The sequence below is a fragment of the Specibacter cremeus genome (genome assembly GCF_003946885.1).
Taxonomy (GTDB): domain Bacteria; phylum Actinomycetota; class Actinomycetes; order Actinomycetales; family Micrococcaceae; genus Specibacter; species Specibacter cremeus.
Window position 1 is genome coordinate 42,192 of record NZ_RWKQ01000019.1, and the last position, 26,419, is coordinate 68,610.

Genomic DNA, 26,419 nt, shown 5'->3' on the forward strand with positions numbered 1-26,419 from the left:
ACTATCCCACAATGGTGCGGTGGATCACAGCCCGCCCCGCACCGCCTGACCAGTCACCGAGGAGACGACCATGACGACTTCCCCCCAGACGATTCCCACGAGCACCCGGGCCGCGGTGCTCACGGCCCACGGTGAACCGCTCGAAATCCAGGACTTGCCGCTGCCGGCGGACATCGAGCCCGGTGCGGCGCTGGTGCGCATCACGCGCACCACGCTGTGCGGCACCGACATCGAGATCTGGTCCGGGAAGATGAGCTTCCCGGGCATGCTGCCCATGGTCCTGGGGCACGAGATGGTCGGGGAGGTCATCGCCGTGGGCGAGGGCGCCCGTGACGCGTTGGGCCGCGAGATCACCGTGGGCGCCCGCATCGGCTGGTCCGAGTCGACGTGCGGGAAATGCTTCGGCTGCCGGGTGCTGCGCGAGCCGGTGGCCTGCTCGCGACGCGGCTACGGCTTCATGCAGCGCTCCGACGTGCCGCCGTACGCCACCGCTGGGCTGGTGGAGACCTGCTACGTGACGCCCAACGCGGAGAAGCTGCTGCTGCCCGAGGGCCTCGACGACACGCTGGCCGCCATGGCCGGCTGCGCCGCGAAGACCGTGCTGCGCGCGTTCGACCGGGCCGGCGGCGTGCGTCCGGGCTCCCGCGTGGTCATCCAGGGCAGCGGCGCGCTGGGACTGTTCGCGACCGCCGTCGCACGCATCTCCGGAGCCGGCACCGTGATCACCGTCGGCGCACCGGCGGACCGGCTGGCCATGGCGAAGCGCTTCGGCGCCGACCACGTGGTCGACATCGCCGCCGGCCCCGAGGCGACCATCGCCGCCGTCAACGAACTGACGTCCGGCATGGGCGCGGACCTGATCCTCGACTTCGCCGGCGCCCCGTCGGTGGGCCCCGAGGCCGTGGCCATGGCCGCCCAGCGCGGCACCTTCGTGGTGGTCGGCTCCACCGGGCCCACGGGCGAGGCCATCACGCTCGGCGCCGTCATGGGCAAGGAGATGACGATCGTCGGCTCGCTCAACGGCGACATCTCCGACTACTACCGGGCCACCGAGTTCTTCCGCACGTTCGCGGACCGCATGCCGTGGCAAGACCTGTTCAGCGAGCCGGTGGGCCTGTCCGGGGCGAGCGAATGCATCGCGGACATGTCCCGGCTGGGCCAAATCAAGGCCGTCATCGACCCCCGCCTCCCGTAACCCGCACACCCGCCTGACCGAAAGGACCCCCATGTCTGCCACGCAGTCCACCACCCTGGTGCCGCGCCGGGCCATCGGCACCACCGCCATCGAAGCCTCCGTGCTCTCGCTCGGCTCCTGGCACACCTACGACCGCATGGACTTTGAGACCGCGGTGACGATGGTGCGCACCGCCGTCGACGCGGGCATCAACCTGTTCGACGTCGGCGTCTACGGCTTCCCCGGCATGATGCCGCCGGCCGTCACCGACGTGCTGTTCTCCGCGATCATCCGCGCCGCTGGCGTGAAGCGCGAGGAATACCTGCTCTCCGAGAAGCTGTGGCTGGAGGGCTACGGCGACGGCGGCTTCCGGCCCCAGCTCGAGGGCGCGCTGTTCCGCGTCGGCACCGACTACGCCGACCTGGTGGTGCTCGGGGACCTGCGCCGCGACGACCTTCAGCTGCGCGACCTGGTGCTGGACCTCGCCGGGCTGCAGAAGTCGGGCATCATCCGGGCGTGGGGCGTGAACAACTGGTCGGCCACGAACATCCAGTCGCTGATCGACATCGCCCGCGAGGAGGGCGTGCCCGGCCCCGAGATCACGCAGCTGAAGTACAGCCTGTCCCGGCGCTCCATCCCGGACGGCGAGCCATTCGCGAAGCTGTGGGAACAGGGCATCACCATGCAGTCCTCCGATGTCCTGGAGGGCGGCATCCTGGCCGGAAAGGTCAACCCCGACCGCGAGGTGGGGCGCGACCCGGGCGGCATCCGGGCGAAGATCATCGAGTCCGTGCCGGCCGTCACCGCACTAGCCGGCGAACTCGACACCACCCCGGCGCAGCTCGCCGTCGCCTTCACCCTCACCCACCCCGCCAACACGACGACGCTCTTCGGAGCGACCCGCCTCGAGCAGCTCGAACAGAACATCGGTGCGATCGCCCTCGTGGAGCGCGTCGGCGCCGCCCGGCTGCGCGAACTCGTCGCCCCGTTCTGGGCGGATGCGGGCATCGTCGACCCGGAAGGACCGTAACCGCCATGACCGGCACCGATACCGCAATCGCACCCGTCCCCTTCGACCCCGAGCTCGCCCCCATCCTCGAGGCCATGGCCGCCGCACCGCTGCCCGCCATGACCGCGGAAACGCTGCCGCTGATGCGCGACGGCGCCGCGGACATGTTCCCGTCCGCGGCGGACGCGATCGGCGACCGCCCGGTCGAGACCGAGGAGCGGCTCATCCCCGGCCCCGCCGGCGCCCCCGACCTCGAGATCACCATCCTTCGCCCGCGCGGGCACGACGCCTCCGCCACCGTGCCCGGCCTCTACAACATCCACGGCGGCGGCATGATCGTGGGGCACCGCTCCTGGGAGACCGGCCGCCTGGTCGACCTGGTGCTGGAACTGGGCGTCGTCGTCGTCAACGTCGAATACCGGTTGGCCCCGGAACACCCGTTCCCGGCCGGTGTGGAGGACTGCTACGCCGGGTTCGCCTGGTTCGCCGCGCACGCCGCGGACCTCGGCGTCGACCCGGAGAAGATCGTGGTCATGGGCGGCAGCGCCGGCGGCGGGTTCTCCGCGGCCGTGGCGTTGCTGGCTCGCGACCGCCAGGGTCCGGCGATCGCCGGGCAGCTGCTGCTGTGCCCCATGCTCGACAACACCAACACCACGGTGGCCAGCCGGCAATACGACGGGATCGGCACCTGGCAGCGCGACGCGAACCTGCTGGCCTGGAAGTGCGTGCTCGGCGCCGAGCTGGCCTCCTCGACGGAGGCGTCGCCGTACGCGGCGCCGAGCCGTGCACAGGACCTCTCCGGCTTGCCGCCGGCGTTCATCGAGGTGGGGGCCGCGGAGATGTTCCGCGACGAAGACGTCGAGTACGCGTCACGCATCTGGGCCACCGGCGGACAGGCGGAATTGCACGTCTGGAACGGCGGGTTCCACGGCTTCGACATGTACGCCCCGGACACGGAGATCACGCGCGCCGCGCTGACGGCCCGCAGCTCGTGGCTACGCCGCGTCCTGGGGATCCGGTGAGGGCCGTCCCCGTCCCCATCGACCCGGAGATCGCGGCGCGGATGGCCGGGCAGCCGGCCGGCGAGCCGATCACCCGGGAGACCCTCGTGGCGAGCCGGGCCGGCATGGCCGGGTTCTTCCCGCCCGCAGCCGAGGTGATCGGCGCCCGGCCGGTCCGGGCGGAGGAGCGGCTCATCCCGGGGCCCGCGGGCGAGCTGGAGGTCACCATCATCCGGCCCGCCGAGCCGCGGCCGGACGCCCCGGGCCTGTACAACATGCACGGCGGCGGCCTCATCATGGGCACCCGCCACATGGACACGGGCCGGATCGTCGACCTGGTCGAGGAGTTCGGCTTCGTTGCCGTCAACGTCGAGTACCGGCTGGCCCCGGAGCACCCGTACCTGGCACCCATGGACGACTGCTATGCGGGGCTGGACTGGATGGCCGGGCATGCCGGCGAGCTCGGCTTCGACGCCGGGCGGCTGTTCACGATCGGCGGCAGCGCCGGCGGGCTGCTCAGCGCCTCGATGGCGCTGCAGGCCCGCGACAACGGCGGCCCGGCCATCGCCGGCCAGGTGCTGCTGGTGCCCATGCTCGACTACCGCAACACCTCCGTCTCCACCCACCAGTACCCCACCGACGGGCCCTGGAGCCGGCACATCGACGTGCTCTCCTGGGACTGCGTGCTCGGGGACCTGGTCACGGGCGACGACGTCTCGCCGTACGTGGCCCCGGCCAACGCGGCCGACCTGTCCGGCCTGCCGCCGGCCTACATCGAACTCGGCTCCGCCGAGACGCTCCGCGACGAGGCGCTCGCCTACGCCACCCGCATCTGGGCGGCCGGCGGCGAGGCCGAACTGCACATCTGGTCCGGCGGCACGCACGGCTTCGAGATGTTCCACCCGGACACCCGGCTCGCCCACGACGCCCTGGCCGCCCGCTCGAGCTGGTTTCGCCGCATGCTGGCCCGCTGAAACCTCCCACCGAATCGAGGACCCCATGACCACCGTCCCCTTCGACCCCGAGCTGCTCGCGGGCCTGGCCTTCTTCCAGCGGGAGATCGAGGGCACCCCGCTGCGCACTGGGAACATCCACGCCAGCCGCGCCCGCTTCGCCGCCCTGACCGCCCCCATCGAGGCGGTCGTCGGCGACGCGCCCGTCGCCTTCGAGCACGTCTCGGTGCCTGGGCCCGCGGGCGCGCCCGACGTCGCGCTGACCGTCATCCGCCCGGCGGCCGGCACGAGCGGCGCCGCGGGCGTCTACAATATCCACGGCGGCGGGACGGTTCTGGGCAACCGTTTCTTCGGCGTCGGCGAACTCATCGACCTCGTCGTGCGCCACGGCGTCGTCGCCGTCACGGTCGAGTACCGGCTCGCCCCGGAGGATCCGTACCCGGCCGGCGTCGAGGACTGCTACGCCGGGCTGGTCTGGATGGCCGGGCACGCCGCGGAGCTCGGCATCGACCCCGCACGCATCGTCGTGCAGGGCGCGAGCGCCGGCGGCCTGTTGAGCGCGGCCGTGTCGCTGCTCGCCCGCGACCGCTCGGGTCCCGCGATCGCGGGGCAGATCCTGGTGAGCCCGATGCTCGACGACCGGAACGACGCCCCATCGACGCACCAGTTCGACGACGTCGGCGTGTGGGACCGCGGCGCCAACCACGCGGGCTGGACCGCCTACCTCGGCGACGCCCGGGGGTCGGCGGATGTCCCGGCCTACGCGGCGCCCGCGCGGGCCACCGACCTTTCCGGCCTGCCGCCCGCGTTCATCGAGTTGGGCGCCTGCGAGGCCCTGCGCGACGAGGACATCTCCTACGCGAGCCGCATCTGGGCGGCCGGCGGCCAGGCCGAGCTGCACATCTGGCAGGGCGCCTTCCACGGTTCCAACGGGATCGCCCCCGGCGCGGAGGTCTCCCGGGCCACCGACGCCGCCCGGCTCAGCTGGATGCGCCGCATCCTCGCCCTCTGACCCCAGCGAAAGGACAGTCATGACCCCTGTGCCGGTTCCGTACGATCCCGAGCTCGAGGAGGGGCTCGCGTTCTTCCTGGACCTGGTCGAGCGGATCCCGTTGCGCGAGCACACGATCCTGGAGAACCGGGCGCACTTCGCCACGATCATCCAGCCGATCGAGGAGCAGGTCGGCGACCTCCCGCTCGACTGGGAGAACAGGGTCATCCCCGGCCCGGCCGGCGCCCCCGATGTGGAGATCACGATCATCCGGCCGAAGGGCGCCGTGTCCGGCGCCGGCGTGCTGGGCATCCACGGCGGCGGCATGGTGCTGGGCACCCGCTTCTTCGCCACCGGCGAGCTGATCGACCTGGCGCTGCGCCACGGCGTCGTCGGTGTGGCCGTCGAATACCGGCTGGCGCCGGAGCATCCGGGCACCGCCGCCGCCGAGGACTGCTACGCCGGGCTGGTCTGGTTCGCCGGGCACGCCGCCGAGCTGGGCGTCGACCCGGGGCGCATCATCGTCTCGGGTGCGAGCGCGGGCGGCGGCCTGTCCGCGGCCGTGGCACTCATGGCCCGCGACCGCAAGGGACCGAAGCTGGCCGGCCAGCTGCTGAACTGCCCGATGATCGACGACCGCAACGACACCGTCTCCTCTTACCAGTACGACGGCATCGGCGCCTGGGACCGCAACAACAACGACACCGGCTGGAGCGCGCTGCTTGGCGTGACCCGGTTCACGGATGCCGTGTCGGCGTACTCGGCGCCGTCCCGCGCCACCGACCTGTCGAACCTGCCGCCGGCCTACATCGAGGTCGGAAGCGCCGAGGTGTTCCGCGACGAGGACGTGGACTACGCGACCCGCATCTGGGCGACTGGAGGCCAGGCCGAATTGCACGTGTGGTCCGGCGCCTACCACGGCTTCTCCGGATTCTCCCCGGACGCGGTCGTCTCGCAGGCCGCCAACGCGGCCCGCGACAGCTGGATCCGGCGCACCCTTGGCCTTAGGTGAGCACACTGGAGCTCGCCGCACCGGGACCCTCCGGCGCACCGTGCTGCTGCTCGGTGCGCTGGAGGCGTTCGGGCCGCTGTCGATGGACCTGTACATGCCGTCGCTGCCGCACCTGGCCGCCTCGCTGCACACCACGGACACGCTCGCCCAGGCGACCATGTCGGTGTGCATGATCGGTCTCGGCGTCGGCCAGCTGGTCGCCGGCCCGCTCAGCGACCGGTATGGACGACGGCGGCCCCTCCTGATCGGGGTCGGCCTGTTTGCGCTGTTCTCACTGGCCTGCGTGTTCGCACCGAACATCGAGGTGCTGCTGGCCGTGCGGTTCCTGCAGGGACTGGCCGGGTCCGCCGGCGTCGTCATCACCCTGGCGATCGCCCGCGACCTGTTCAGCGGCGTCGAATTGTCCAAGATGCTCTCGCTGCTGGCGCTGGTCAGCGCCTCGGCGCCCATCTTGGCCCCGATCGCCGGCGGCCAGCTGGCCCGGGCCATGGACTGGCGCGGCATCTTCGGCGTGCTGGCCGGGATCGGCGCGCTGTTGTTCGTGCTGGCCGCGACCCTGCTGCGCGAGAGCCACCCGCACGGGCAGCGCACCGCGGCCGGGTTCCATGGCACGGCCCGCCAATTCCGGGAGCTGGCCCGGGACCGGCTGTTCGTGGTGCTGCTGGTGACGTCCGCCGCCAGCGGGGTCGGGTTCTTCACGTACCTGTCGATGTCCAGCTTCGTCATGCAGAACCAGTTCGGTTTCACGCCGCAGCTGTTCAGCCTGGTGTTCGCGCTCAACGCGCTGGCCAACATGGGCGGGTCCCAGGTCAGCCGTGCGCTGGTGGGCCGTCTCGGGCCGCTGCGCACCTACCTGGCCGGGTACGGGGCCACCGTGCTCGTGGTGTTGGCCATGCTGGCGGCCGCCCTGCTCTCGGCGCCGCCTCTGGTGTTCCTATTGTGCCTGGCGGCCTACTTGGCCGCCGGGTCGATCAGCGGGCCGAACACGACCACGCTGGCCATGAACGGGCATGGTGAACGGGCCGGGACGGCGGCCGCTATGTTCGGCATGGCCATGTTCGTGGTGGGTCCCATCGTGTCTCCGCTCGCCGCGTTGGGCGGGGCGACGGCGGCAACCATGGCGTTGACCATCGCCGGCGCCGTGCTCGTGGCCGGCGCGCTGGCGTTCACGATCGTCCGCCGCCGCGCCCGCCACGCATGACATCAAGACTCGGCCCAAGTCACGTACGGTGAACAGCCCGGCGTCAGGGAGTGCTCGGCGCCGCCATCCTGCGCTTCTGCACCGCAACCTCCTTGGAAAGGAGCTGCGCAACGACGAACGCGGCGTCGCGGCCCATCCCGATGAGTGCGGCCGAGAGCGGCGAGTACTGGAACGGCAGCCCGACGAACGCCAAGCCCGGCACGCCGACGGCCAGTCCGCGCACGTGAGCGGGTAGACCGTTCCCACCGAACGCTGCCGGGATATCGATCCATCCCAGGTCGGGCAGCGATCCCGTACACCACACCACGGTCGTGGCATCCACGATCTCGCCGTCTTCGAGCGCAGGGCGGCCGTCGCTGACGCCGACGACCCGGCCGACCTGCCGGACACCGGCGTCGGCGAGGTCGCGACCGTGGTTGCGCACGCGATTCACTCCGTGTCCGCGATGCTCCTTCAGGAACCGCTGGCCGCGCTTGGTGTCGAGGGTGACCCGCAGCAGGTGGCGCAGGAAGACGCCGGAGAGCAGGTTGCCGAGCGGGGTGTCCACGCGAAATGGCACCTCCCCGGGGTTGCGTCCGGCGAGGGTCGTGGCGTGTCCGGATTCCGCCGCCTCGAGCGCGATGTCCGTGCCGGAGTTCGCGGCCCCGACCACGAGCACCGGCCCCGGTGCGAGATCCTCCGGACCGATGTAGTCAAGCGAGTGCCGCTGGCGGATCGTCGCATCGAGCTCCGACGCGAAGCGCGGCCGGATCGGGCGATGGTGGGCACCGGCGGCGACCACGACGCGCTCGGCGAGCACCTCATCGCCAGTCGACAGGACCAGGCGGAAGGCATCATCCGTGCGGGAGAGCCGGTCCACGCGTACACCCATGCGCAGCGGAAACGCATGCGCCTGGGTGTACGCCTCCAGATAGTCGGCGAACTGACCCGCGGTCGGGAACTCGAAAGCCCCGATGGGCAGCCGCATCCCCGGCAGCTCGCAGAATCGCCGCGCCGTGAACAGCCGCAGCGAGCGGTACCGTTCGCGCCACGGATCGCCGACTCGGGGATGGGCGTCGATCACCTCGAAGGAGACGGCGCGCTCGGCAAGAAGCCGCGCGGTGTGAAGACCGGCCGCGCCGGCCCCGATGACAACAGTATTGACGGCAGTGGTGGACATGAGAACCTCCTGATCTGGTTCACGGTATCCACGCGCGCTCTGGGCTCGCATCGGCAGAAATGACCATTTCAGGATGCCGCGGCCAGGCCGTTCTTGAAGGCGTACGCCGTGGCAGCCGACCGGCTCGAAACGGCGAGCTTGACGAGGATGTTGCTGACGTGCCGGGCGACCGTGCGCTCACTGAGGAACAACTCCTCGGCGATGCGACGGTTCGACCACCCCCGCGCCACCAGTCCCAGCACTTCGCGCTCGCGCGCACTCAACCCTGCCGCAGCTCCGGCACCGGTCTTCGCGGCCGATGCGGCCCGTTCGAGCCGTTTCAGGTCGGGTACCGCCCCGAGCGACTCCAGCACGCCACGGGCGGCGTCGAACTCGAGCTGAGCGCCGCCCTCATCGCCCGTGGCACGCACAACCTCACCGATCGCGATCCGGGTGATTGCGGCCTCGTAGGGCGCATCGAGTCGCCGCCATTGCGCCCACGATGCGCGCAGCGCACGCAGCGCATCGGCATGGGCGCCGTCGACGAGGGCGCACATGCCTCGGGTCCTGGTCGCGAGGGCGTGCAGATACAAGGTGTCGAATGCGGCAGCGGATGCCTCAAGCGCCTGTGCTGCGGCCCGTGCGTCGGGCGTGAGATGCCGCTCGAGGGCCACTTGCACGGCGCACGCGAGCAGGTCGGCACGCTGCGCGGGCTCGGTGGCCGTGTCCAGCGCCGACTCCAGCCCCACCCACGCCGCCGTCAGCTCACCGGCGTCGCGGTGCAGCATCGCCAGGCACGGCTGCACGGCTCTACCGAAGGCGGCCGCCTTCCGCAATGCGGCGTGCGCGTCGGCGGCCCGGCCGGCGACCCGATGCAGCTCCGCAGTGCGGTACCAGGCGTTGCCGAGCGTTTCGATCCGCCGGTCGGTCGCGCAGACATGCTCGACCGCCTCGGTGGCGGCGGCCCACTCCCCGCCCAGCTGCAACACGGCCGCACGATGCAACGTACACTCACCGCGGAACAGTTCCAACCCCCGCTGCGCATCGCACCAGGTGCCCAGTTCGCGGGTCCACACCCTCGCCCGCTCGATGTCGCCGCGCCCGAGCAGGCTCGCGATCACCGCGCAGAAAGCGGGGCCGGCGGCCCGGTCGCTGACCCGGCCGTCCGCGATCATGAGGATCACGCGGTCCAGCAGCGCGACCGCCTCGCCGGCGCGGCCGAGGCCGAGCAGGGCACGACCGAGCCCCATGGTGGCCAGCGTCTCGGTGTCAGTGTCGGCGGCCGCCCTCGCGTCGTCGATCGCCGCTTCGAAGAGCGGGGCGGATGCCAACGCGTCGCCGCGAGCGAGCGCCTCCATCGCCAGGCAATGCGCACGCATGGCCTCGGTCGCCGCCGACGCGTCGGGGCGTTCGCACAGCTCCATGAGACGACCCAGCCAGGCACTCGCCCGCACGGCGTCGCCGTGCTCGGCGAACGTGAATCCGAGCCAGAACACGCAGCGCACCGCAGATGCGAGATCGCCGTCCTCCAGGTAGCGAAGGTGGGCTCGATCCCAAGCTCGGGTGCTCACCTCATCATGGCCGAGGAACCACGCCGCTTGGGCGAGTTCATCCAGCTCGCCACCGCCGAGCGCTTCCTCGCGGGCGCAGAGGTGCTGATACCGGCCTGTCCAGTCCACGACCGGAGTGTCGCGGATCGCCATGCACTACAGTATGCGGGTGAGCCTGCACCGCCGCAAGGACGCGGACTCGACAGTCCTCTGCCTCGACGAGTTCGGCCCGGAGAAGACCTGGGTCTGAGGCGCGTTATGTGGGTTGTTTTCGGCGTGTTGCCTTGATTTGTGGTGCCTCTGCGGCGTACCAGCGGTTGTCCAAGACCGTTGGACCGCAGAGGTGTTCCCGTGGTGCCCACTGAAGACCTGTTTGTCTACGTCTCTGTCGTTGCCGATGACGGGATCGGCACCGACGCGATCCGCATCCCACCCAGGCCGGGCCCGGCCCCGGCCTGCAGCGATGCCGAACCGGTGACCATCGCCGCGGTGCCCGCGACTGGGCGCACCTGTTCCCGCACCCGCCAATCCGAGGCCGACCGGCGCATCCGCCGGCTGGCGGCGCCTTCGACCAGCTGCGCGCCCTGCTCCTCGACCGGCACGCCCGCTTCGGCCGCGCCGCCGCCCACGGCGAGTGGCTCCACGGCTTCCGGCCGGCCTCCTTGTCCTTCTCAGTGGCCTCGAAATAGCCCGCCAGCAGCGCGCTGCCTGCCACACGGGTCCGTCCAAGCTGCTCGTGCAGCGCGGAATACCCCGGCTCCCGTCCGTCGCCGTGCTCGCCCCGCCACGTCTCGATGTCTGCGTCCGTCGGGTCGTCATCAAGCGGGGTGCCGGCGGCGGTCGCGGCCCTGCGGACCAGGTTCGTGATCACACCCCATCCTGTGGGTATGCCGGCTCCCGTGGACGTGCCCGAGCCGAGCAGGAGCGCATACACGCCCGGCTGCGCGTGCATGGCCAAGGCAAGGCTGATACACGGATCTATGGAAGCTGCCGGTGCGCTCATGATGCCAAAGTGCGGCTGTCCACCTCGATCGCAGACTCGCCGCCGAGATACTGTTTTGGGCGTGGGGATGGTCGTAACGTACGTGCCGTCGGTTCTTCGGGTCAGTCCGCGCTCCGGCGGACCTGGTTCGCCTCGCGGATGACCGCCCACGCGTCGGCGACCGGGCCCACGTGGCCGAGCTTGTCGGGGTTGATCACCGTGCGGATCGCCTGGATGCGCCCGCCGAGTATGTCGAGCGTCCAGGTGTTGAGAACCTTGCCGTCCCGGTCGCGGAAGATCGCCCCGGGCTGGCCGTTCACCTCGTGCGGCTCCACCGTCCCCCCGATCCGGGCGAACCAGGGCAGCGCGGAGGCCAGCACCCGGGCCACGTTCTGGGCGCCGAAGATGCCCCGGCCCCACTGGGGTGCCTTGCCGCCGCTGTCCGCGACCAGCTGCACGTCGGCGGCAAGCAGTTCCCGCAGGCCCTCGACGTCGCCTTCCCGCAGCGCGTCGAAGAAGCGCCCCGCCAGCGCATTGCGCTCCCTGCGGTCCGCTGCGAACCGCGGGCGTCCTTCGTCCATGTGGCGGCGCGCCCGCACCGCGAGTTGGCGGCACGCCGCCTCCGAGCGGCCCACCGCGGAGGCGATCTCGGGGAAACCGAAGCCGAACACCTCGCGCAGCACGAAGACCGCCCGCTCGAGCGGGCTCAGCCGCTCGAGCAGCAGCAGGGCCGCCATCGAGACCGAGTCGGCCAGTTCCGCCGCGCGGGCGGGATCGCTGTACGGATCGCTGACCAGTGGCTCGGGGAACCACTGACCCACGTACGTCTCCCGCCGGACTCTGGCCGAGCGCAGCACGTCGATGGAGATCCGGGTGACGGCGGCCGAGAGAAAGGCCTTGGTCGAGGTGGGAAGGGTCGGGGAGCCGTCATAGCGCAACCAGGTCTCCTGGACGGCGTCCTCGGCATCGCCCACGCTGCCCAGGATTCGGTAGGAGATCGCGAACAGCAGCGGCCGCAGCGCCTCGAACTCTTCGACCCGGCTCACGCCAGCTCTTCCTTGAAGCCCTGGCGCCACGAGGGGTAGCGCAGCTCCCAGCCGAGTTCGCGCTTCGCCTTGGCATTGGAAAAGCCGCGACCCTCGGTCATCATCATCACGGCCATGTCCCCGGCCAGCAGCCGGGCCAGCCAGGCGGGGACCCGCATGGGCCGCTTCGCACCCGCACACTCAGCCAGGTACGGCAGCCATACGCCGGCAGGGGCCGGCTCGTCGTCGACCACGTTGAACACTCCCCGGGCGTGCTGTTCCACGGCCAGCACCGTGGCGCCGGCCGCGTCGTCGAGATGCACCCACGAGTTGTAGCCGGTGCCGCCGCCGACCAGCGGGTACTGCCGCTTGCGCACCAGCGTGACCTGGTCGTCGATGGCCCCAGGTCCATACAATGCCCCGTACCGCAGGACGGCCCCGCCGGCGGTGACCACCACGTCCTCCAGGTGGTGCAGCGCGTCCGACAGCGCGGCCGCGAGGTCCGGGTTCAGCGGGTCCTCCTCGGTGTTGACCCAGGGGCCCGTGCGGACGGCGTTGAAGGCGCCGAAGCCCTGGGCCACCAGGTGGGACACCCCGGCGGCCTCGGCGGCGGCGAGCAGGTGGTCCGTCCCCTCGGTGCGCAGCCGGTTGGTGACTGCGAAGAACCTGTCGGGATGCCTCAAATCCGGCTTGCCGGCGTGCGCCGCGGACAGCCCCGTCATCTGGTGCACGATCACATCCGGCCGGGCCGTGGCCACCGCCTCGCCGACCGACGCCGCATCCAGGCCGTCCATCACCACTGCCTCGGCGCCCAGCTGCTCCAGCAATCCCACCGTGCCCGGATCCGTCGTCGTCCCCGTCACCTGGTGGCCCCTCGCCACGAGCTGCGGCACCAGCCGCCGCCCACAACCCCCGTCCCGCCTGCCACGAACACCCGCATGGCCATCACCTTCCTGATTCCAGAGCCTTTCTCCTGAACCCAAGACGAGACAGCCCGGCCGTCTGTGACATGGCAGCGACGTGAGCACAACCCGGAATCCGCCACGTGGTTCCCCTCGCGGCGTCCCGGTGATAGCCTCGCCACCATGCCGCTGGGTTGGAAGCTTGTCATCGATGCCGCCAACGCGCCAAGCCTCGCGGATTTCTGGGCCGCCGTACTCGGCTACGACGTCGAGGATCCCTCACCGCTTATCGACCGTTTGCTGTCAGCGGGGCAACTGCCTGAAACGGCGGTCGCGGAGCACGACGGCCACCATATCTTCCGCGGTTTTTCCGCCATACGCCACCCGGATGACCCCTTCGACCCGGTAAGCGGCGTGGGCCAGGGCCGGCGCTTGCTGTTTCAAGACGTGCCAGAACCCAAGACCGTCAAGAATCGCCTGCATGTCGATGTGCATGCTCCGCCGGGCACCCTGGATGATCACGTTGTGCGTCTGGAGGCCCTTGGTGCCCAACGCGTTGCAGAGTTTGACAAGGGACCGGCCGGACACTGGTGGGTGATGCGGGATCCCGAGGGAAACGAGTTCTGCATCGCTCAGGCGTAACCCGACGCACCCGCACAAGGTGACATCCCGCCGTCGTGCCTGAAAACCAAAACCAGGGCGCACTTGCGCACGAAAACCGGCGGATTTCCGTGCGCAAGTGCGCCGCAGTTGAGCGGGGTAGAGACTCAGGCGGCCGAATCGGCCCGCAGTTCCAGCCACTTGGCGCGGCGTTCGGCCTGGGCCTGCGGGTTCGCGATGGGGGAGGCCATCAGCAGCCGGCGCGTGTACGGGTCCTGCGGGTTGGCGGTCACGGAATCGCCGCGGCCCGTCTCCACGATGTCGCCGCGGTACATGACGGCCACGCGGTGGCAGACGCGGCGGACCACGCCCAGGTCGTGCGTGACGAACAGGTAGGAGACGCCCGTGTCGCGCTGAAGCTCGATGAACAGGTCCAGGATGGCGGCCTGCGTGGTCAGGTCCAGGGCGCTGACCGGCTCGTCGCAGACGATCAGCCGCGGCTTGCGGACCAGGGCCCGGGCGATCGCGATGCGCTGGCGCTGGCCGCCGGAGAACTCGTGCGGGAACCGCCCCACCACGGTGGACGGCAGCTTGACCCGGTCGATCATCTCCTTCACGGCGGCGTCCGCGGCCCGGCGGCCCAACCCGGACGTGGTCAGCGGCTCGGCCAGGATGTCCCCGACCGACATGGACGGGTCCAGCGAGCCGTACGGGTCCTGGAACACCACCTGGATGCTGGCGGCCAGCTTGCGGCGGGCCGCCCGCGTCAAGTGAGTGATGTCCGCGCCGTCGAACGTGATCTGGCCGCCGGCGACCGGGACCAGGCCCAAGATCGCCTTGCCCAGCGTGGACTTGCCCGAACCGGATTCGCCCACCAGCCCCACGCATTCGCCGGCCCCGATGTCCAGCGACACCTCGTTCAGGGCACGGAACGTCTTGCGGCGCCCGGGCAGCGGGTAGTCGATGGCCAGGTCCTGCACGCTCAACAGCGGGGTGCTCATGCGTTGACCGCCTTTCGTTCGGTGGTGTCATACGCGGCGTCGAGTTCGGTGCGGCTGGCCGCGTCGTCGAGCGAGGCGGCGATCAGTTCGCGCGTGTAGTCGTTCGCCGGGTTCGTGAAGATCGTGGCAACATCCCCGACCTCCACGATCTCCCCGTGCTTCATGACGGCGACCCGGTCGCAGATGTCCGCCACGACGCCGAAGTTGTGCGTCACGATGACCAGCGCCATGCCGTATTCCTGCTGCAGTTCGCGCAGCAGCTCCAGCACCTCCGCCTGGACGGTGACGTCCAGCGCCGTCGTCGGCTCATCGGCGATCAGCACCGACGGGTGGCCCGAGATGGCGCCGGCGATCAACACGCGTTGGGCCATGCCGCCGGAGAGCTGGTGCGGGTAGGAGCGCATCACGCGGGCCGGGTCATGGATGCCCACCCGGGTCAGCACGCCGATGGCACGTTCGCGCGCCTCGGTCCGGCCAAGCTTGTGCACGCTGCGCAGCGGCTCAATCAGCTGGTAGCCGATGGTGTACGACGGGTCCAGGTTCGTCATGGGCTCCTGCGGCACGTAGCCGAGCTTGCTGCCGAGCAGCTTGTGCCGGTCCTTGCGGTCCAGGGCGCTGACGTCCCGTCCGCCGATCCACAGCGCGTCGCAGCTCGCTACCCCGGCGGCCGGGAGCAGGTCCAGGATGGAAAACACGGTCTGCGACTTGCCGGAGCCGGATTCGCCCACGATGCCGAGCACCTCTCCGGGGGCCACATCCAGGTCGATGCCGTGCACCACCTCGATGTCGGCGTCGGCGCCGGGGTAGCTGACCTTCAGGTTGCGCACCTGCACGGCCGCCGCGGCGGGTTCGTAGTGCAGCGCGCCGGTGGTTGCGTCGTCAACGGACGACGGCGCGGCGGGGCGCCTTTTGCGCCGCGGCGCCGGCTGGCGGACGCTGAGCACGTCGCTGAGCGTGGACCCCATGACGGCCAGCGCCGCGATCGTGATGCCCAGGGCGAGCGAGGGCCACAGCAGCAGCAGCGGGTCGGTGAGGATGGCGGTGAAGCCGTCGTTCATCATGGCGCCCCAGCCCGGGGTGTTGGCGCTGCCGATGCCCAGGAATTGCAGGCCCGCCTGCATGCCCATGGCCATCCCGGCGGTCAGTGCGGTCTGGATGATGATGGGCGCGTACACGGCCTTGATCACGTGCTTGGCCAGGATGCGGGTGTTCGAGAGGCCGGAGACGATGGCCGCGTCGATGTAGGCCTCGTTGCGGACCGTCAGGGTGGTGGAGCGGGTCAGACGGAAGTAGCCGGGCATCAGGAACACGCCCACCGTGATCATGATGAACGTGAAGCTGTTCCGCGAGGCGGCGGCGACGATCAGCAGGATGATCATGCCCGGCACGGCCTGCAGCGCGTCGCTGACCCAGGTGGCGATCTTGTCGAAGACGCCGCCGAAGTAGCCGGCCGCCAGGCCCGACGGGACGCCGATGCCGACGGCAACTGCGATGGCGATCGCGGCGCCGATGAGGGTGGTCCGGGCGCCGAACAGCAGCCGGCTGAGGATGTCCCGGCCGGTGCTGTCGCCGCCGAGCGGGTGGGCGGCGCTGGGCGGGGCCTTGAAGAGGGACAGGTCCACGAAGTTCGGGTCGTGCGGGGCCAGCAGCGGGGCGAAGACGGCCACCAGGACCACGACGGCGAAAACACCCAAGGAGATGGCGCCGGCGGGGCGGCGGAGGAAACGGCCCAACACGGAACCGCGGCGGGCCGCCCTCGGGTCGATGTTGTCGGTCAGGGGGGCGGTCATTGCACACGCGCTTTCGGGTTGAGCCAGCCGAGGACGACGTCGAGAACGAAGTTGACGATCACGACGAACAGGACGGAGACGACGGTGATGCCCAGCAGGATCGGGATGTCCCCGTTCTGGGAAGAGCCGTTGGTCATGGCGCCGATGCCGGGAAGCGCGAACACCTGCTCAACGACCACGGCGCCGCTGAGCAGTCCCACGAACATGAGGGCCAGCACGGTCAGCGAGGCGGGTGCGGCGTTGCGCAGCAGGTGCAGGACCACGCGGGTCTGGGTGAGTCCGCGGCTGCGCAGCGTGCGCACGAAGTCCTGGCCGTTCACGGCGATGAACGCGTTGCGCAGCTGCTCGGCCACCATGACGATGGCGCCGAGGGCCAGCGCCACGGCCGGCAGGGTGATGGAACGCAGCCAGCCCTGCACGGACATGGTGGGCTGGACGTAGCCGACGGCCGGGAACCACTTGAGGTTCACGGCGAACCAGACGACCAGCACCAGCGAGACCCAGAAGCCGGGGAGGGCGAACAGCACGACGGCGGCGCCCTTGACCAGCTTGTCGATCCAGGTGCCCGGATTCAGGCCGGCCAGGATCCCGAAAAGGCCGCCGAACACGGCGGACAGGATGATGGCGAACGTGACGACGGACAGCGTGACGGGCAACTTGAGGCTGATCTGGCCGGACACGGGCTGGAAGTTGCGCCACGAGGTGCCGAAGTCGCCGGTGATGGCGTGGCCGCCCCAGTCGAGGAACTGCGTGAGCAGCGGCCGGTCGGTGCCGATCTTGTGGGCCAGCGCGGCCTGCTGGGCGGGCGTGGCTGAGCTGCCCAGCAACCCGACGGTCGGGTCGCCGATGGCCAGGTGGGCGAGGAAGAAGGTCGCCGTGCCGACCACCAGCAGCAGGATGATGCCGGAGATGAGTCGTTTGAGTGTGAACCTGAGCATGTCCATATCCTTGCAGGGTTGGCGGCGGGCGGGCCGGGTGGCCCGCCCGCCGCCGGCCGGCTAGCCTTTGAAGCTGATCTGGCGAAGCGTCGGGAACATCATGCCGGTCACGGGCGTGACCGTGATGTTCGAGGCGGAGACGTAGACGTTGTCGGCCTGGTACCAGACCGAGAACCACGCCTTTTCGGTGACGAGCGTATTCAGCTTCTCGATCTCGGCGGGCTGGGCGTCCGGGGTCGCCGCGAGCACCTTCGAGACTTGGGCCTGCACGTCCGGGAACTTGTCCATCTGCGGGTTCGGGTTGAACCACTGCGGGGTGGAAATCTGCCGCGTCACGGTGGCCACCGGGTTGGAGTCCATCGCAAGGAACGAGACGAACATCGGGTACGTGGGGGCCTTGGCCTGATAGTCCATGTACTGCATATTGTCCCACTTGACCTTGATGCCCAGCTGGCCGAACGTCTGGTCGACGGAGGGCTGCCACACCTGGAACACCTGCGTCATCGGCATGGTGACGCTGAAGCCGCCCGGGTAGCCGGCCTCGGCCAGCAGCGACTTGGCCTTGGCCAGGTTGAACGCGTACTTGTCGTTCAGGCCAGGCAGGTTGCCGGGCATGCCGGCCGGGAACACCTGGTTGGTGGCCGCGCCCAGGCCGTTGCCGATTGCCTTGAGGATCTGCGCGCCGTCGAACGCGTAGTTCAGCGCCTGGCGCACCTTCACCTCGCCCAGCGGCTTGAACTTCTCGCCGGCCTGGTCGGTGAAGCGCAGGCCCACCCAGCCGGAGACCTTCTTGGCCACATTCCAGCCCTGCTGCGTGGCCTGGTCCATGGCGGCCTTGTCGGCGTAGTTGACGTTGATCTGGCCGGAGAGCATGGCGTTGTCGCGGGCCGTTTGGTCCTGGATCGGGAAGATGGCCAGCGGGTCGCCCTTGAACGCCGCCGCGTCCCAGTGGTCCTTGACCTTCGTGAAGTGGTACTCGGAGCCGGCCACACTGGAGGAGTCCAGCGTGTACGGGCCGGAGCCGACAGGGGTCTTGGCGAGGGTTCCGGCGTCGATCGCCTTCGGCGCCATCATGTAGCTGCGGCCCAGGCCCATGAAGTACAGCAGCGTGTCGTCACGCTCCTTCAGGTTGATCTCAATCGTGTCGGCGTCGACCTTCTTGAAACCGGCCACCTTGAGGTAGGCCTCCTGGGAACGGGCGCCCTTCTTCAGGTATTCGAGGCTCTTCACGGCGGCGTCGGCGTTGAAGGGTTCCCCGTCACTGAACTTGGCGTCCGTGCGCAGGTCCATGGTCACCGTCTTGAAGTCGGCGGAGACCTTCCAATCCTTGGCCAGGGCCGGGACCGGCTTGCCGTCGCCGTCGACGGCGACCAGCGGGTCGTAGACGGCCGACAGGTACGGCCCGTCGAAGCCGATGTCGGCCAGGGATGGGTCCCAGGAGGTGACGTCGGCGAAATTGCCGATGTTCAGTGCCGTGTTGCCGGCGCCCGAATTGCCCCCGCCGACGTTGCCGCCGCCCCCCGAACAGGCGGACAACGCGAGTGCCGTAGCGGCCACAAGGGCCAGGGCCGATGCTCTTTTCATGTTTTCTTCTCTCGATTGCCAGGGTGGGTTGGCGCGCACAGGCCACAGGTCCCGTATGAGCGTAAGCGGTGATGGATTCGCTTCGAACGTGGCGACCCGTGACCCATGCGTGCCCAAGATCACAAACGACGTGTCGTGGCGGTAAGTCTACAGGCGTTGACTAGAAATGCAAGCCGTGACGCAATTCACGCCGGCCGCCCCGGATTGGGACACGGCCCAGGGCGTCGAGTGCAAAAATGGGTCCATGACTTCCTCTCCCTCCACCCCCGCCCTCGCCCTGACCATCGCCGGTTCCGAGGCGACCGGCGGCGCGGGCGCCCAGGCCGACCTGAAGACGTTCCAGGAACTTGGCGTCTTCGGCATCGTGAACCTGACCTGCATCGTCTCCTTCGACCCGGCCAATGACTGGGGCCACCGGTTCGTCCCGGTCGAGCCGCAGGTCATCGCGGACCAATTGGAAGCGACGACGGCGGCGTACGGTGCCGCTTCCGGTGCACCGCAGGTGCTGGACACGGTGAAGATCGGCATGCTGGGCAGCCCTGCCACGATCGCCACCGTGCGGGAAGCCCTGAAGGACGCCGACTTCAAGAACGTCGTCCTTGACCCGGTGCTGATCTGCAAGGGCCAGGAGCCGGGCCACGCGCTGGACACCGACACCGCGCTGACGGAGCAGATCCTTCCGCTGGCCACGTTCGTGACGCCGAACCACTTCGAGGCCGAGTCCCTGTCCGGGATGGCCATCGGCAATGTCGAGGACCTCAAGGCCGCCGCCCGCAAGATCCACGAGCTCAGCGGCGCGGCCGTGCTCGCCAAGGGCGGGGTGCGGCTGGAAGGCGCGGACGCCGTCGACGTTTTCTTTGACGGCGAAACGCTGGAGGTGCTCAGCGCGCCGAAGGTCGGCGAGGTGGCCGTCTCCGGCGCCGGCTGCTCGCTGGCCGCGGCCGTGACGGCGGAGCTGGCCAAGGGCGCCACCGCGTTGGAGGCGGCCCGCACGGCCAAGTCGTTCGTCACCGAGGGGATCCGGAACCGGGTGGCCTCCGGCGCCCCGTTCACCGCCCTGTGGCAGGGTGGCGCGGGGGCGCCGCCGGCCCGTTAGAAACGGTTGCCAGCCGGGGGCGGAACGTGCCAAGCTCGCTTCATGAGTGAGGAAAGCCGGACCGAGCGTTTCGCCCCCGACGTCGCCATGACCCGCAACGACGCCCTCCACCAGTACGAGTTGCGGGTCGCCGACACGCTGGCCGTGCGCGTGAAATTCCGCGACCTGCCCGGCCACGTCGACCTCATCCACACGGAGACGCAGGCCGGGTTCGAGGGCAAGGGCCTGGCGAAGGTGCTGGGCCGGTACGCGCTCGACGACGTCGTCGCCTCCGGCAAGCGCATCATCCCGCATTGCCCGTTCATCAACCGGTTCATCCGCAATCACCCGGACGACTACGACCAGTACACCGACTTCCCGGAGGATGCCGCCTAGATGTCGGCGGCACAGGTGGAGACGGCCCTCATCACCGGCGCCTCGTCGGGCCTGGGTGCCGAATTCGCCCGGCAGCTCGGCGCCACCCGGACGAACCTGGTGCTCGTGGCCCGGGACGCCGCCCGGCTGGAGGCGAAGGCCGTGCGCCTGCGGCAGGAGTTCGGCATCGACGTGCAGGTGCTGCCCGCGGACCTGTTGACGGACGACGGCGTCGCCGCCGTGGGTGCCCGGCTCGCCGACCGCGCCGCACCGGTGTCCACGCTGGTCAACAGCGCCGGACACGGCCTGGTGACGCCGTTTGACAGGAGCACCGTGGCGGAGGAACTGGACCACCTGCGCCTGCTCGTCACCACGCCCCTGCAGCTGTCCCATGCCGCGATCGGTCCCATGCTTGAACGCGGGCACGGGCGCATCATCAACGTCTCCAGCATCTCCGCGTTCATCCCGCGCGGTACGTACGGGGCGGCGAAGGCCTGGATCCTCAGCTTCAGCCGCTGGGCGAACTGGCAGTATGCGTCCCGCGGCGTGCACGTCACGGCCGTCTGCCCGGGGTTCGTGCACACCGAATTCCACCAGCGCATGCGCGCCGACATGGGGCGCGTCCCGCGCTGGATGTGGCTGGACGCCGAACGCGTCGTGCGCGAGGCCCTGGCCGACTCGGCGGCCGGCAAGGGCGTGAGCGTGCCGACGAAGCGGTTCAAGGTCCTGGCCGCGCTCGGCAGGTTCGCCCCCACGTCGTGGGCGGCGGCCGCCGGGAACCGGGGCCGCTGATTGAGCCCATCGGTGGTCGAGCGCTGTCGGTGGTCGAGCTTGTCGAGACCCGATTTCGACAGGCTCAATCACCGGTGGTCGAGCTTGTCGAGACCCCACCTACTTTTCGCGGTCCTACCCGATTCGGTGGGACCGCGAGATGTCGGTAGGGCTTCGCGGAGACCGGTGACTTCCGTGCCCGAGTGCGCCCAGAGCAGGCGCGCGGCCGCGGCTCGCTGACACGAACATGAAGTTCTGCGCAGGGGAGGCATCCATGAGCCGCGTAGCTTGACGAGTTGCCCAACGCGAGGGACTTTGCCCGCTCAGAACTGTCGGCCGCACACCCGTGGCGCCGGGTCGGACCCGCTGTCCCGAGATGCACCCGCCTCCAAACGTGCGGGGCTGCGGCAACCGCGACCGCTGACCCAACTACGACGCAGTAAGTGCTGAGAATCTGCGGAAAATCAGCACTTACTGCGTCTCAGTTGGGCTACGGCCGGCCCACCGTCCAGCAGCGGGTTCTCGTCCTGTGTCGCCACGAGTTCGCGCGCCTCGGCAACGGTGTCGACGCTGGGCATCGACCTGGGCAGCGGCTTTTGCGCCGATTCGCGCAGGAAATAGATGGCGACCGCGCCGATGGCCGACGTGGCCATCAGGTAGTAGGCCGGCATCATGTCGTTGCCGGTGCGCGTGATGAGCCCCTGGACGATGAACGGCGTGGTGCCGCCGAAGATGGCGACGGCGAAGTTGTACGCGATGCCCATGCCGCCGTACCGGCTGGACGTCGGGAACAGTGCCGGCAGCGCGGAGGCCAGGTTCGCCACGTAGAACGTGGCCGGGAACGCGACGAGGGCCAAGCCCAGCAGCGTCGACCAGACGGCGCCGGCGCCGATGAGCAGAACGCCGGAACCGCCGGCACCACGGTGCTCAGGGCTCCGACCCACAGCACGGGGCGGCGGCCGATCCGGTCGGACAGACGCCCGGTCAGCGGGATGCACGCGGCCATGGTGACGAGCACGGGGATGGTCAGCAGCATGCCGTGGATGGGGTCGTAGCCCTTCGCGTCGATCAGGTAGGTCGGCATTTAGGAGGCCAACGCGTAGCCCACCGTGTTCGCGGCCGCGACGAGGACCATGGCCGGCAGGATCTGGCGCCCGTACACCCTGACCAAGTGGACGGGGCCGTTCGAGGTGTCCTCATCGGCGGCCGCGGCCGACTTGGCCGTCTCCTCCGGGGCGTCCAGGGTCGCCCGGAACTGCGGCGATTCCTCGATCTTCATCCGGAAGTAGAAGGCGATGGCGCCCAGCGGCCCGGCGACCAGGAACGGGATGCGCCAGCCCCACGCCTCCACGACGTCCTACTCGAGCGTCAGTTGCAGGACGGAGACCAGGGCGGCGCCGATGGCGAAGCCCAGGTAGCCGCCCAGGACCTTTTGCCGCCCGACCTTGTCGCCGAGCCAGCCGAACACGCCGACGTCGTACCATTCCATGGTGTTGCCGACGATGGTGCCGCCGAGCGCCTTCCGCAACATGGGACGGTCGACGACGTTGACGTCATCGACCGTGAGGCGGCGCTTCTTCAGGCGTGGCCGGGGCGGCGTGCGGCTCGTGGTTGGGACGGTTTTTTCGGTGCCCCGGGCACCGGTTGCTTGCGACTGTTTGCTTCCGTACTGCTTTCGCATGCCGGACAAGCCATAAATTCTATCAGATGGACTAATTCCGACCCCGGGACTGGGAGATGATGGGACCGATGCCGGATCGGTACACAGGCGTTCGCGAGGGAAGGCTGGACATGGAATCTGGGACATGGGTAAAGGTTGCCCCCGGCGTTTTCCACCGCCGCTACCAGCCGCTGGACATCGGGATCGTTGTCATTGTGGGCGGGGCCGGCCTCCTGCTGGTGGACACCCGGTCGACGCCGAAGGAGGGGGCGGAACTCCTTCTCGACGTTGGCGCCGCATTCGATAAGCCGATCCGGTGGGTGGTGAACACACACGCCCATTTCGACCATGTTTTCGGGAACCAGGTGTTCGGTCCGGGATCGCCGGTGAATGCGCGGATCTACGGGCACCGGGACATCGTGCGGCACTGGCGCGATTACGAGGGTCCGCGCCTGGCCGCCTGGCGTCGCGATCCGACGTGGGAACCGGACAAGGCGTGGGGTGACGTGATATTGACGGCGCCCACCGACCTTATCGACGATGCGCTGGACGTGGATCTTGGTTCACGCACTGTCCACCTGGTCGCGCTGCCGCCGGGGCACACCGACACGGATGTAGTGGTGCACATCCAGGACGCCGGCGTGTGGGTGGTCGGCGACGTGGTTGAGGAGTCCGGACCGCCCATGTTCGGATCCGGCTGCTTCCCGGCCCTGTGGCCGCGGCAGCTGGATCATCTGCTGGGCCTGCTCGGAGACGGCGACATCGTCCTGCCGGGCCATGGCAGGCCGGTCGACAAGTCGTTCGTTGCGACGCAGCGCCGCGAGGTCGCCGCCCTGGCGCGGGCCCACATTGCCGCGGGGCCGCCCTTGTGAGGCGCAGCTCACATCGGTTTGTCTATACTGGTAGAAAATAGAATGCGGACGCTGTCGGTTCGCCAGTGTGAGGAGCGGTGCATGGCCCAGATACGAACCAGCTACACCACGCGCGGCTATGAAAACTTCGCCGGCACCGTCGCGGAGGTCGCCAGCGAATCGGTGCCGTCCTGGCCTGGGGTGCGCAAGGCGGCTCCCGGCTCGCCCAATGTGATCGTGGTGCTGCTCGACGACATGGGCTTCAGCGACATCTCGCCCTTCGGCAGCGAAATCGACACGCCCCACGTGCAGGAACTGGCCGATTCGGGCTACCGCTTCACCAACTACCATTCGACGCCGGTGTGCTCGCCGGCCCGGGCGGCCCTGCTGACCGGGCTCAATCCGCACCGGGCCGGATTCGCCTCGGTGGTGCACGCGGATCCGGGCTTCCCCGGCTATGTCATGGAGATCGCCGACGACGTGCCCACCATCGCCGAATCGTTCCGGGCCGGCGGCTATGCCACCTTCATGGTCGGCAAATGGCATCTGACCACGGAATCGAAAATGCATGACGGCGCGGACAAGTCCTCCTGGCCGCTGCAGCGCGGCTTCGACCGCTACTACGGTTCGATGGACGGTTTCACCACCCTGTTCCAGCCGCACCGTCTCGTCTGCGACAACAGCCCCGTCACCATAGACGAATTCCCGGAGGGCTACTACCTCACCGACGACCTGACCGACCGCGCCCTGGGCATGATCAAGAGCCTGCGGGCCAATGACGGACACCGGCCCTTCTTCCTCTATTTCGCCCACCACGCCGTGCACGGGCCCATCCAGGCCAAGCCGGCGGACATCGGGAAGTACCGCGGCGCGTACGACGCCGGCTGGGACCACATCCGAAGCGCGCGCTTTGCCCGGCAAGTCCGCGACGGGCTCTTCCCGGAGGGCACCGAAGCGGCGCCGCGCAATCATGAGGCCGGCGCCGACGTCGTGCCGTGGGACGAGCTGACCGACGAACAGCGTGCGCTCTTCGCCCGCTACATGGAGGTCTACGCGGCCGCGGTGGACAACGTGGACCAGAATCTTGGCCGGTTGACCGCGCAGCTCAAGGAGATGGGCGAATACGAGAACACCATCATCCTCTTCACCTCCGACAACGGGGGCACCGGCGAGGGCGGGCCCGTGGGGACGCGCAGTTACTTCAGCCAGTTCGTGCAGCTCGCGGGCCTGCCGACGGACTGGGAACGGGACGTGGACAGGGATCCGGACCTGATCGGCGGACCACGGGTCTTCGCGCACTACCCGCGTGGCTGGGCGTACGCCTCCAACACCCCGTTCCGGCTCTACAAGGGCGCCACCTACGAGGGAGGGGTCCACGTCCCGCTGGTGGTCTCCTGGCCGGCCGGACTGCCCCGGGCCGCGGGGGACACCGGTGCCCGGAACCAGTTTGCGTTCGTCAGCGACGTGGGCCAGACGCTACTCTCCCTGGCCGGGGTTGCACCCCTGGAGCACCGGCACGGCGTGGCGGCGCAGCCGGTGGACGGGGTGGCGTTGGATGCGGTGCTCTCCGATGCGAGTGCACCCAGCCCGCGCCGCAGCCAGTACTTCGAGTTCGCGGGCAACCGCGCCCTCGTCGACGGCGACTGGAAGATCGTGACCAACCATGCCTTCGGCACGCCCTTCACCGACGCCGAGTGGAGCCTGTTCCACCTGGCCACGGACCCCACCGAGCGGGTGGACCTTGCCGCCGAGCAGCCCGGGCGGGTCGCCGCCCTGGCCGAGCAGTGGCGCCGGGAAGCCTGGGCCAACACCGTATTCCCGCTCGATGACGACGGCTCCCTCTTCACCGTACGCCCGTCGACGGAACTGGCGCTGGAACGGCCCGTGCGGCTCTATCCCGGGACCCCGACACTGGAGCGCTTCCGGGCCAGCAAGCTCACCAAGCTCCGCAGCTTCGAGATCGATGCCCGGCTGCGACCGCGCCCCGGCGACGAAGGCGTGATTGTTGCCCACGGCGACCAAGGCGGCGGGTACGTCCTCTTCGTCGAAGCGGGCTCCCTGGTCCTGGCCTACAACGAATACGGCCGGATGCACCGGGCCTCGGCGCCGTTCGGCGCCGAGGGGGAAGCCCTGCTGTGCGTCCGGTTCTCCGCACTGGCGGATCTGCGCTGGTCGGTGGACGTGCTACTGGACGGAACGCGGATTCTTGGCCTGGATCCGGTGCTGCAGCTGGTCGGCATGGCCCCGTTCACCGGCATCAGCGTGGGTGTCGACCGGGGCAACCCGGTGGACTGGGACCTGTTCGAACGCCGCCGCTCCTTCCCCTTCTCCGGCGTGCTGCGCCATGTCCAGTACCGTCCCGGGGCGAAGGCGGATTACAACCCCGAGGTGATCATCGACGTCGAACGCGAGATCGCCCGGATCTACGAGTAGGCGCCGGCGGGTCAGGCGTCGTGGTCGGTCTCCAGGATGCGCACCAGGGACTCCAGCGCGGCGTCGGCGCCGTCGCCCTCGGCACGCAGCACGACGACGTCGCCCTGGGCCGCGCCGAGGCCCATCAGGGCCAGGATGCTGGCGGCGTCCAGGGCGTCCTCGGCCGGTTCGCCCAGGCGGGCGATGGTCACCTCGACGGGCAGGTCGGCGGCCGCCTCGGCGAAGATGGCGGCGGGGCGGGCGTGCAGGCCCACGCGGCTGGCGATGGTGGCGGTGCGTTCGGTCATGATGGGCTCCAATTCGGAATGGGGTGGCGGTGGTTGAGCTTGTCCTCCGGTGGTCGAGCTTGTCGAGACCTTGGATCTCGACAGGCTCTGGATCTCGACAGGCTCGATCACCGGGT

Annotated in this window: 23 protein-coding genes and 1 pseudogene; 13 read left to right on the forward strand and 11 right to left on the reverse strand. The window is 69.7% G+C overall.

Annotated features, from left to right (window positions below):
• Positions 1 to 70 precede the first annotated feature (70 nt).
• The 7 genes from EJC77_RS09180 to EJC77_RS09210 are packed head-to-tail and all read left to right on the forward strand — an operon-like array spanning position 71 to position 7,341.
• Positions 71 to 1,195, forward strand: coding sequence for a zinc-binding dehydrogenase (locus EJC77_RS09180; RefSeq protein ID WP_205787035.1), 1,125 nt, complete (start codon positions 71 to 73; stop codon positions 1,193 to 1,195).
• Between the two features lie 31 nt (positions 1,196 to 1,226).
• Positions 1,227 to 2,204: an aldo/keto reductase gene (locus EJC77_RS09185; RefSeq protein ID WP_125611844.1), complete on the forward strand. Its 978-nt coding sequence runs from the start codon at positions 1,227 to 1,229 to the stop codon at positions 2,202 to 2,204.
• Positions 2,205 to 2,209: 5 nt separating this feature from the next.
• Positions 2,210 to 3,205 (forward strand): alpha/beta hydrolase, encoded by a 996-nt coding sequence (locus EJC77_RS09190; RefSeq protein WP_125611846.1) that lies wholly within the window; start codon positions 2,210 to 2,212, stop codon positions 3,203 to 3,205.
• On the forward strand, positions 3,202 to 4,158 hold the full coding sequence (locus tag EJC77_RS09195; protein WP_205787043.1) for an alpha/beta hydrolase: 957 nt from the start codon (positions 3,202 to 3,204) through the stop codon (positions 4,156 to 4,158). The genes EJC77_RS09190 and EJC77_RS09195 overlap by 4 nt, the downstream gene beginning before the upstream one ends.
• A gap of 25 nt (positions 4,159 to 4,183) precedes the next feature.
• On the forward strand, positions 4,184 to 5,149 hold the full coding sequence (locus tag EJC77_RS09200; RefSeq protein WP_125611848.1) for an alpha/beta hydrolase: 966 nt from the start codon (positions 4,184 to 4,186) through the stop codon (positions 5,147 to 5,149).
• A gap of 19 nt (positions 5,150 to 5,168) precedes the next feature.
• Complete coding sequence (locus EJC77_RS09205) at positions 5,169 to 6,140, forward strand: alpha/beta hydrolase (RefSeq protein ID WP_125611850.1); 972 nt, start codon at positions 5,169 to 5,171, stop codon at positions 6,138 to 6,140.
• 40 nt (positions 6,141 to 6,180) lie between these two features.
• Positions 6,181 to 7,341, forward strand: coding sequence for a multidrug effflux MFS transporter (locus tag EJC77_RS09210; RefSeq protein WP_240630037.1), 1,161 nt, complete (start codon positions 6,181 to 6,183; stop codon positions 7,339 to 7,341).
• A gap of 43 nt (positions 7,342 to 7,384) precedes the next feature.
• Here the strand turns inward: EJC77_RS09210 and EJC77_RS09215 are convergent, their stop codons facing one another.
• From EJC77_RS09215 to EJC77_RS09235, 5 genes are all read right to left on the reverse strand, one after another.
• Positions 7,385 to 8,500, reverse strand: a complete 1,116-nt coding sequence (locus EJC77_RS09215) for a flavin-containing monooxygenase (RefSeq protein WP_164520370.1) — start codon at positions 8,498 to 8,500, stop codon at positions 7,385 to 7,387.
• 68 nt (positions 8,501 to 8,568) lie between these two features.
• The gene (locus EJC77_RS09220) at positions 8,569 to 10,182 is read right to left on the reverse strand and encodes a LuxR C-terminal-related transcriptional regulator (RefSeq protein WP_125611856.1); all 1,614 of its coding nucleotides are present in this window, start codon (positions 10,180 to 10,182) and stop codon (positions 8,569 to 8,571) included.
• Positions 10,183 to 10,406: 224 nt separating this feature from the next.
• Positions 10,407 to 10,673 carry a hypothetical protein gene (locus EJC77_RS09225; RefSeq protein WP_125611858.1) on the reverse strand — a complete coding sequence of 89 codons (267 nt, stop codon included), beginning with the start codon at positions 10,671 to 10,673 and terminating at the stop codon, positions 10,407 to 10,409.
• A 460-nt stretch (positions 10,674 to 11,133) separates the two neighbouring features.
• Positions 11,134 to 12,057, reverse strand: coding sequence for an RNA polymerase sigma-70 factor (locus tag EJC77_RS09230; protein ID WP_125611860.1), 924 nt, complete (start codon positions 12,055 to 12,057; stop codon positions 11,134 to 11,136).
• Positions 12,054 to 12,929 (reverse strand): NAD-dependent epimerase/dehydratase family protein, encoded by an 876-nt coding sequence (locus tag EJC77_RS09235; protein WP_205787052.1) that lies wholly within the window; start codon positions 12,927 to 12,929, stop codon positions 12,054 to 12,056. Before EJC77_RS09235 ends, EJC77_RS09230 begins: the two co-directional genes overlap by 4 nt.
• Positions 12,930 to 13,121: 192 nt before the next feature.
• Between EJC77_RS09235 and EJC77_RS09240 the strand changes: the two genes are divergently transcribed.
• Positions 13,122 to 13,580 carry a VOC family protein gene (locus EJC77_RS09240; protein ID WP_125611864.1) on the forward strand — a complete coding sequence of 153 codons (459 nt, stop codon included), beginning with the start codon at positions 13,122 to 13,124 and terminating at the stop codon, positions 13,578 to 13,580.
• Positions 13,581 to 13,705: 125 nt separating this feature from the next.
• On the opposite strand, the gene EJC77_RS09245 is transcribed toward EJC77_RS09240, so the two are convergent.
• The 4 genes from EJC77_RS09245 to EJC77_RS09260 are packed head-to-tail and all read right to left on the reverse strand — an operon-like array spanning position 13,706 to position 18,851.
• The gene (locus tag EJC77_RS09245; RefSeq protein ID WP_125611866.1) at positions 13,706 to 14,539 is read right to left on the reverse strand and encodes an ATP-binding cassette domain-containing protein; all 834 of its coding nucleotides are present in this window, start codon (positions 14,537 to 14,539) and stop codon (positions 13,706 to 13,708) included.
• Positions 14,536 to 16,329 (reverse strand): dipeptide/oligopeptide/nickel ABC transporter permease/ATP-binding protein, encoded by a 1,794-nt coding sequence (locus EJC77_RS09250; RefSeq protein ID WP_125611868.1) that lies wholly within the window; start codon positions 16,327 to 16,329, stop codon positions 14,536 to 14,538. The genes EJC77_RS09245 and EJC77_RS09250 overlap by 4 nt, the downstream gene beginning before the upstream one ends.
• A complete protein-coding gene (locus tag EJC77_RS09255) occupies positions 16,326 to 17,267 on the reverse strand; it encodes an ABC transporter permease (RefSeq protein WP_125611870.1) in 942 nt (313 codons plus the stop codon). The genes EJC77_RS09250 and EJC77_RS09255 overlap by 4 nt, the downstream gene beginning before the upstream one ends.
• A gap of 60 nt (positions 17,268 to 17,327) precedes the next feature.
• Positions 17,328 to 18,851 carry an ABC transporter substrate-binding protein gene (locus EJC77_RS09260; protein ID WP_125611872.1) on the reverse strand — a complete coding sequence of 508 codons (1,524 nt, stop codon included), beginning with the start codon at positions 18,849 to 18,851 and terminating at the stop codon, positions 17,328 to 17,330.
• 244 nt (positions 18,852 to 19,095) lie between these two features.
• Between EJC77_RS09260 and EJC77_RS09265 the strand changes: the two genes are divergently transcribed.
• From EJC77_RS09265 to EJC77_RS09275, 3 genes are read left to right on the forward strand one after another with little or no spacing between them, the layout of a single operon-like run.
• Entirely contained in the window at positions 19,096 to 19,947 is an 852-nt protein-coding gene (locus EJC77_RS09265; RefSeq protein WP_125611874.1) for a hydroxymethylpyrimidine/phosphomethylpyrimidine kinase, read from the forward strand.
• Between the two features lie 42 nt (positions 19,948 to 19,989).
• The gene (locus EJC77_RS09270) at positions 19,990 to 20,322 is read left to right on the forward strand and encodes a GNAT family N-acetyltransferase (protein WP_125611877.1); all 333 of its coding nucleotides are present in this window, start codon (positions 19,990 to 19,992) and stop codon (positions 20,320 to 20,322) included.
• Positions 20,323 to 21,093, forward strand: coding sequence for an SDR family NAD(P)-dependent oxidoreductase (locus EJC77_RS09275; RefSeq protein WP_125611879.1), 771 nt, complete (start codon positions 20,323 to 20,325; stop codon positions 21,091 to 21,093).
• Between the two features lie 443 nt (positions 21,094 to 21,536).
• On the opposite strand, the pseudogene EJC77_RS09280 reads toward EJC77_RS09275, so the two are convergent.
• Positions 21,537 to 22,753 (reverse strand): annotated as a pseudogene (locus EJC77_RS09280) (MFS transporter).
• A gap of 110 nt (positions 22,754 to 22,863) precedes the next feature.
• Here EJC77_RS09280 and EJC77_RS09285 point away from each other — a divergent pair.
• Positions 22,864 to 23,604 (forward strand): MBL fold metallo-hydrolase, encoded by a 741-nt coding sequence (locus EJC77_RS09285; protein WP_164520371.1) that lies wholly within the window; start codon positions 22,864 to 22,866, stop codon positions 23,602 to 23,604.
• Positions 23,605 to 23,685: 81 nt separating this feature from the next.
• A complete protein-coding gene (locus EJC77_RS09290; protein WP_125611883.1) occupies positions 23,686 to 26,016 on the forward strand; it encodes an arylsulfatase in 2,331 nt (776 codons plus the stop codon).
• A gap of 11 nt (positions 26,017 to 26,027) precedes the next feature.
• Here the strand turns inward: EJC77_RS09290 and EJC77_RS09295 are convergent, their stop codons facing one another.
• A complete protein-coding gene (locus tag EJC77_RS09295) occupies positions 26,028 to 26,303 on the reverse strand; it encodes an HPr family phosphocarrier protein (RefSeq protein ID WP_125611885.1) in 276 nt (91 codons plus the stop codon).
• Positions 26,304 to 26,419 lie beyond the last annotated feature (116 nt).

What these genes read in the sequence shown, in the direction of transcription:
- EJC77_RS09295 (WP_125611885.1), bottom strand. Translation starts at nt 26,303, where the DNA reads ATGACCGAACGCACCGCCACCATCGCCAGCCGCGTGGGCCTGCACGCC.
- EJC77_RS09240 (WP_125611864.1), top strand. Translation starts at nt 13,122, where the DNA reads ATGCCGCTGGGTTGGAAGCTTGTCATCGATGCCGCCAACGCGCCAAGC.
- EJC77_RS09215 (WP_164520370.1), bottom strand. Translation starts at nt 8,500, where the DNA reads ATGTCCACCACTGCCGTCAATACTGTTGTCATCGGGGCCGGCGCGGCC.
- EJC77_RS09185 (WP_125611844.1), top strand. Translation starts at nt 1,227, where the DNA reads ATGTCTGCCACGCAGTCCACCACCCTGGTGCCGCGCCGGGCCATCGGC.
- EJC77_RS09270 (WP_125611877.1), top strand. Translation starts at nt 19,990, where the DNA reads ATGAGTGAGGAAAGCCGGACCGAGCGTTTCGCCCCCGACGTCGCCATG.
- EJC77_RS09220 (WP_125611856.1), bottom strand. Translation starts at nt 10,182, where the DNA reads ATGGCGATCCGCGACACTCCGGTCGTGGACTGGACAGGCCGGTATCAG.
- EJC77_RS09285 (WP_164520371.1), top strand. Translation starts at nt 22,864, where the DNA reads ATGGAATCTGGGACATGGGTAAAGGTTGCCCCCGGCGTTTTCCACCGC.
- EJC77_RS09250 (WP_125611868.1), bottom strand. Translation starts at nt 16,329, where the DNA reads ATGACCGCCCCCCTGACCGACAACATCGACCCGAGGGCGGCCCGCCGC.
- EJC77_RS09255 (WP_125611870.1), bottom strand. Translation starts at nt 17,267, where the DNA reads ATGCTCAGGTTCACACTCAAACGACTCATCTCCGGCATCATCCTGCTG.
- EJC77_RS09275 (WP_125611879.1), top strand. Translation starts at nt 20,323, where the DNA reads ATGTCGGCGGCACAGGTGGAGACGGCCCTCATCACCGGCGCCTCGTCG.
- EJC77_RS09290 (WP_125611883.1), top strand. Translation starts at nt 23,686, where the DNA reads ATGGCCCAGATACGAACCAGCTACACCACGCGCGGCTATGAAAACTTC.
- EJC77_RS09260 (WP_125611872.1), bottom strand. Translation starts at nt 18,851, where the DNA reads ATGAAAAGAGCATCGGCCCTGGCCCTTGTGGCCGCTACGGCACTCGCG.
- EJC77_RS09180 (WP_205787035.1), top strand. Translation starts at nt 71, where the DNA reads ATGACGACTTCCCCCCAGACGATTCCCACGAGCACCCGGGCCGCGGTG.
- EJC77_RS09200 (WP_125611848.1), top strand. Translation starts at nt 4,184, where the DNA reads ATGACCACCGTCCCCTTCGACCCCGAGCTGCTCGCGGGCCTGGCCTTC.
- EJC77_RS09265 (WP_125611874.1), top strand. Translation starts at nt 19,096, where the DNA reads ATGACTTCCTCTCCCTCCACCCCCGCCCTCGCCCTGACCATCGCCGGT.
- EJC77_RS09205 (WP_125611850.1), top strand. Translation starts at nt 5,169, where the DNA reads ATGACCCCTGTGCCGGTTCCGTACGATCCCGAGCTCGAGGAGGGGCTC.
- EJC77_RS09190 (WP_125611846.1), top strand. Translation starts at nt 2,210, where the DNA reads ATGACCGGCACCGATACCGCAATCGCACCCGTCCCCTTCGACCCCGAG.
- EJC77_RS09245 (WP_125611866.1), bottom strand. Translation starts at nt 14,539, where the DNA reads ATGAGCACCCCGCTGTTGAGCGTGCAGGACCTGGCCATCGACTACCCG.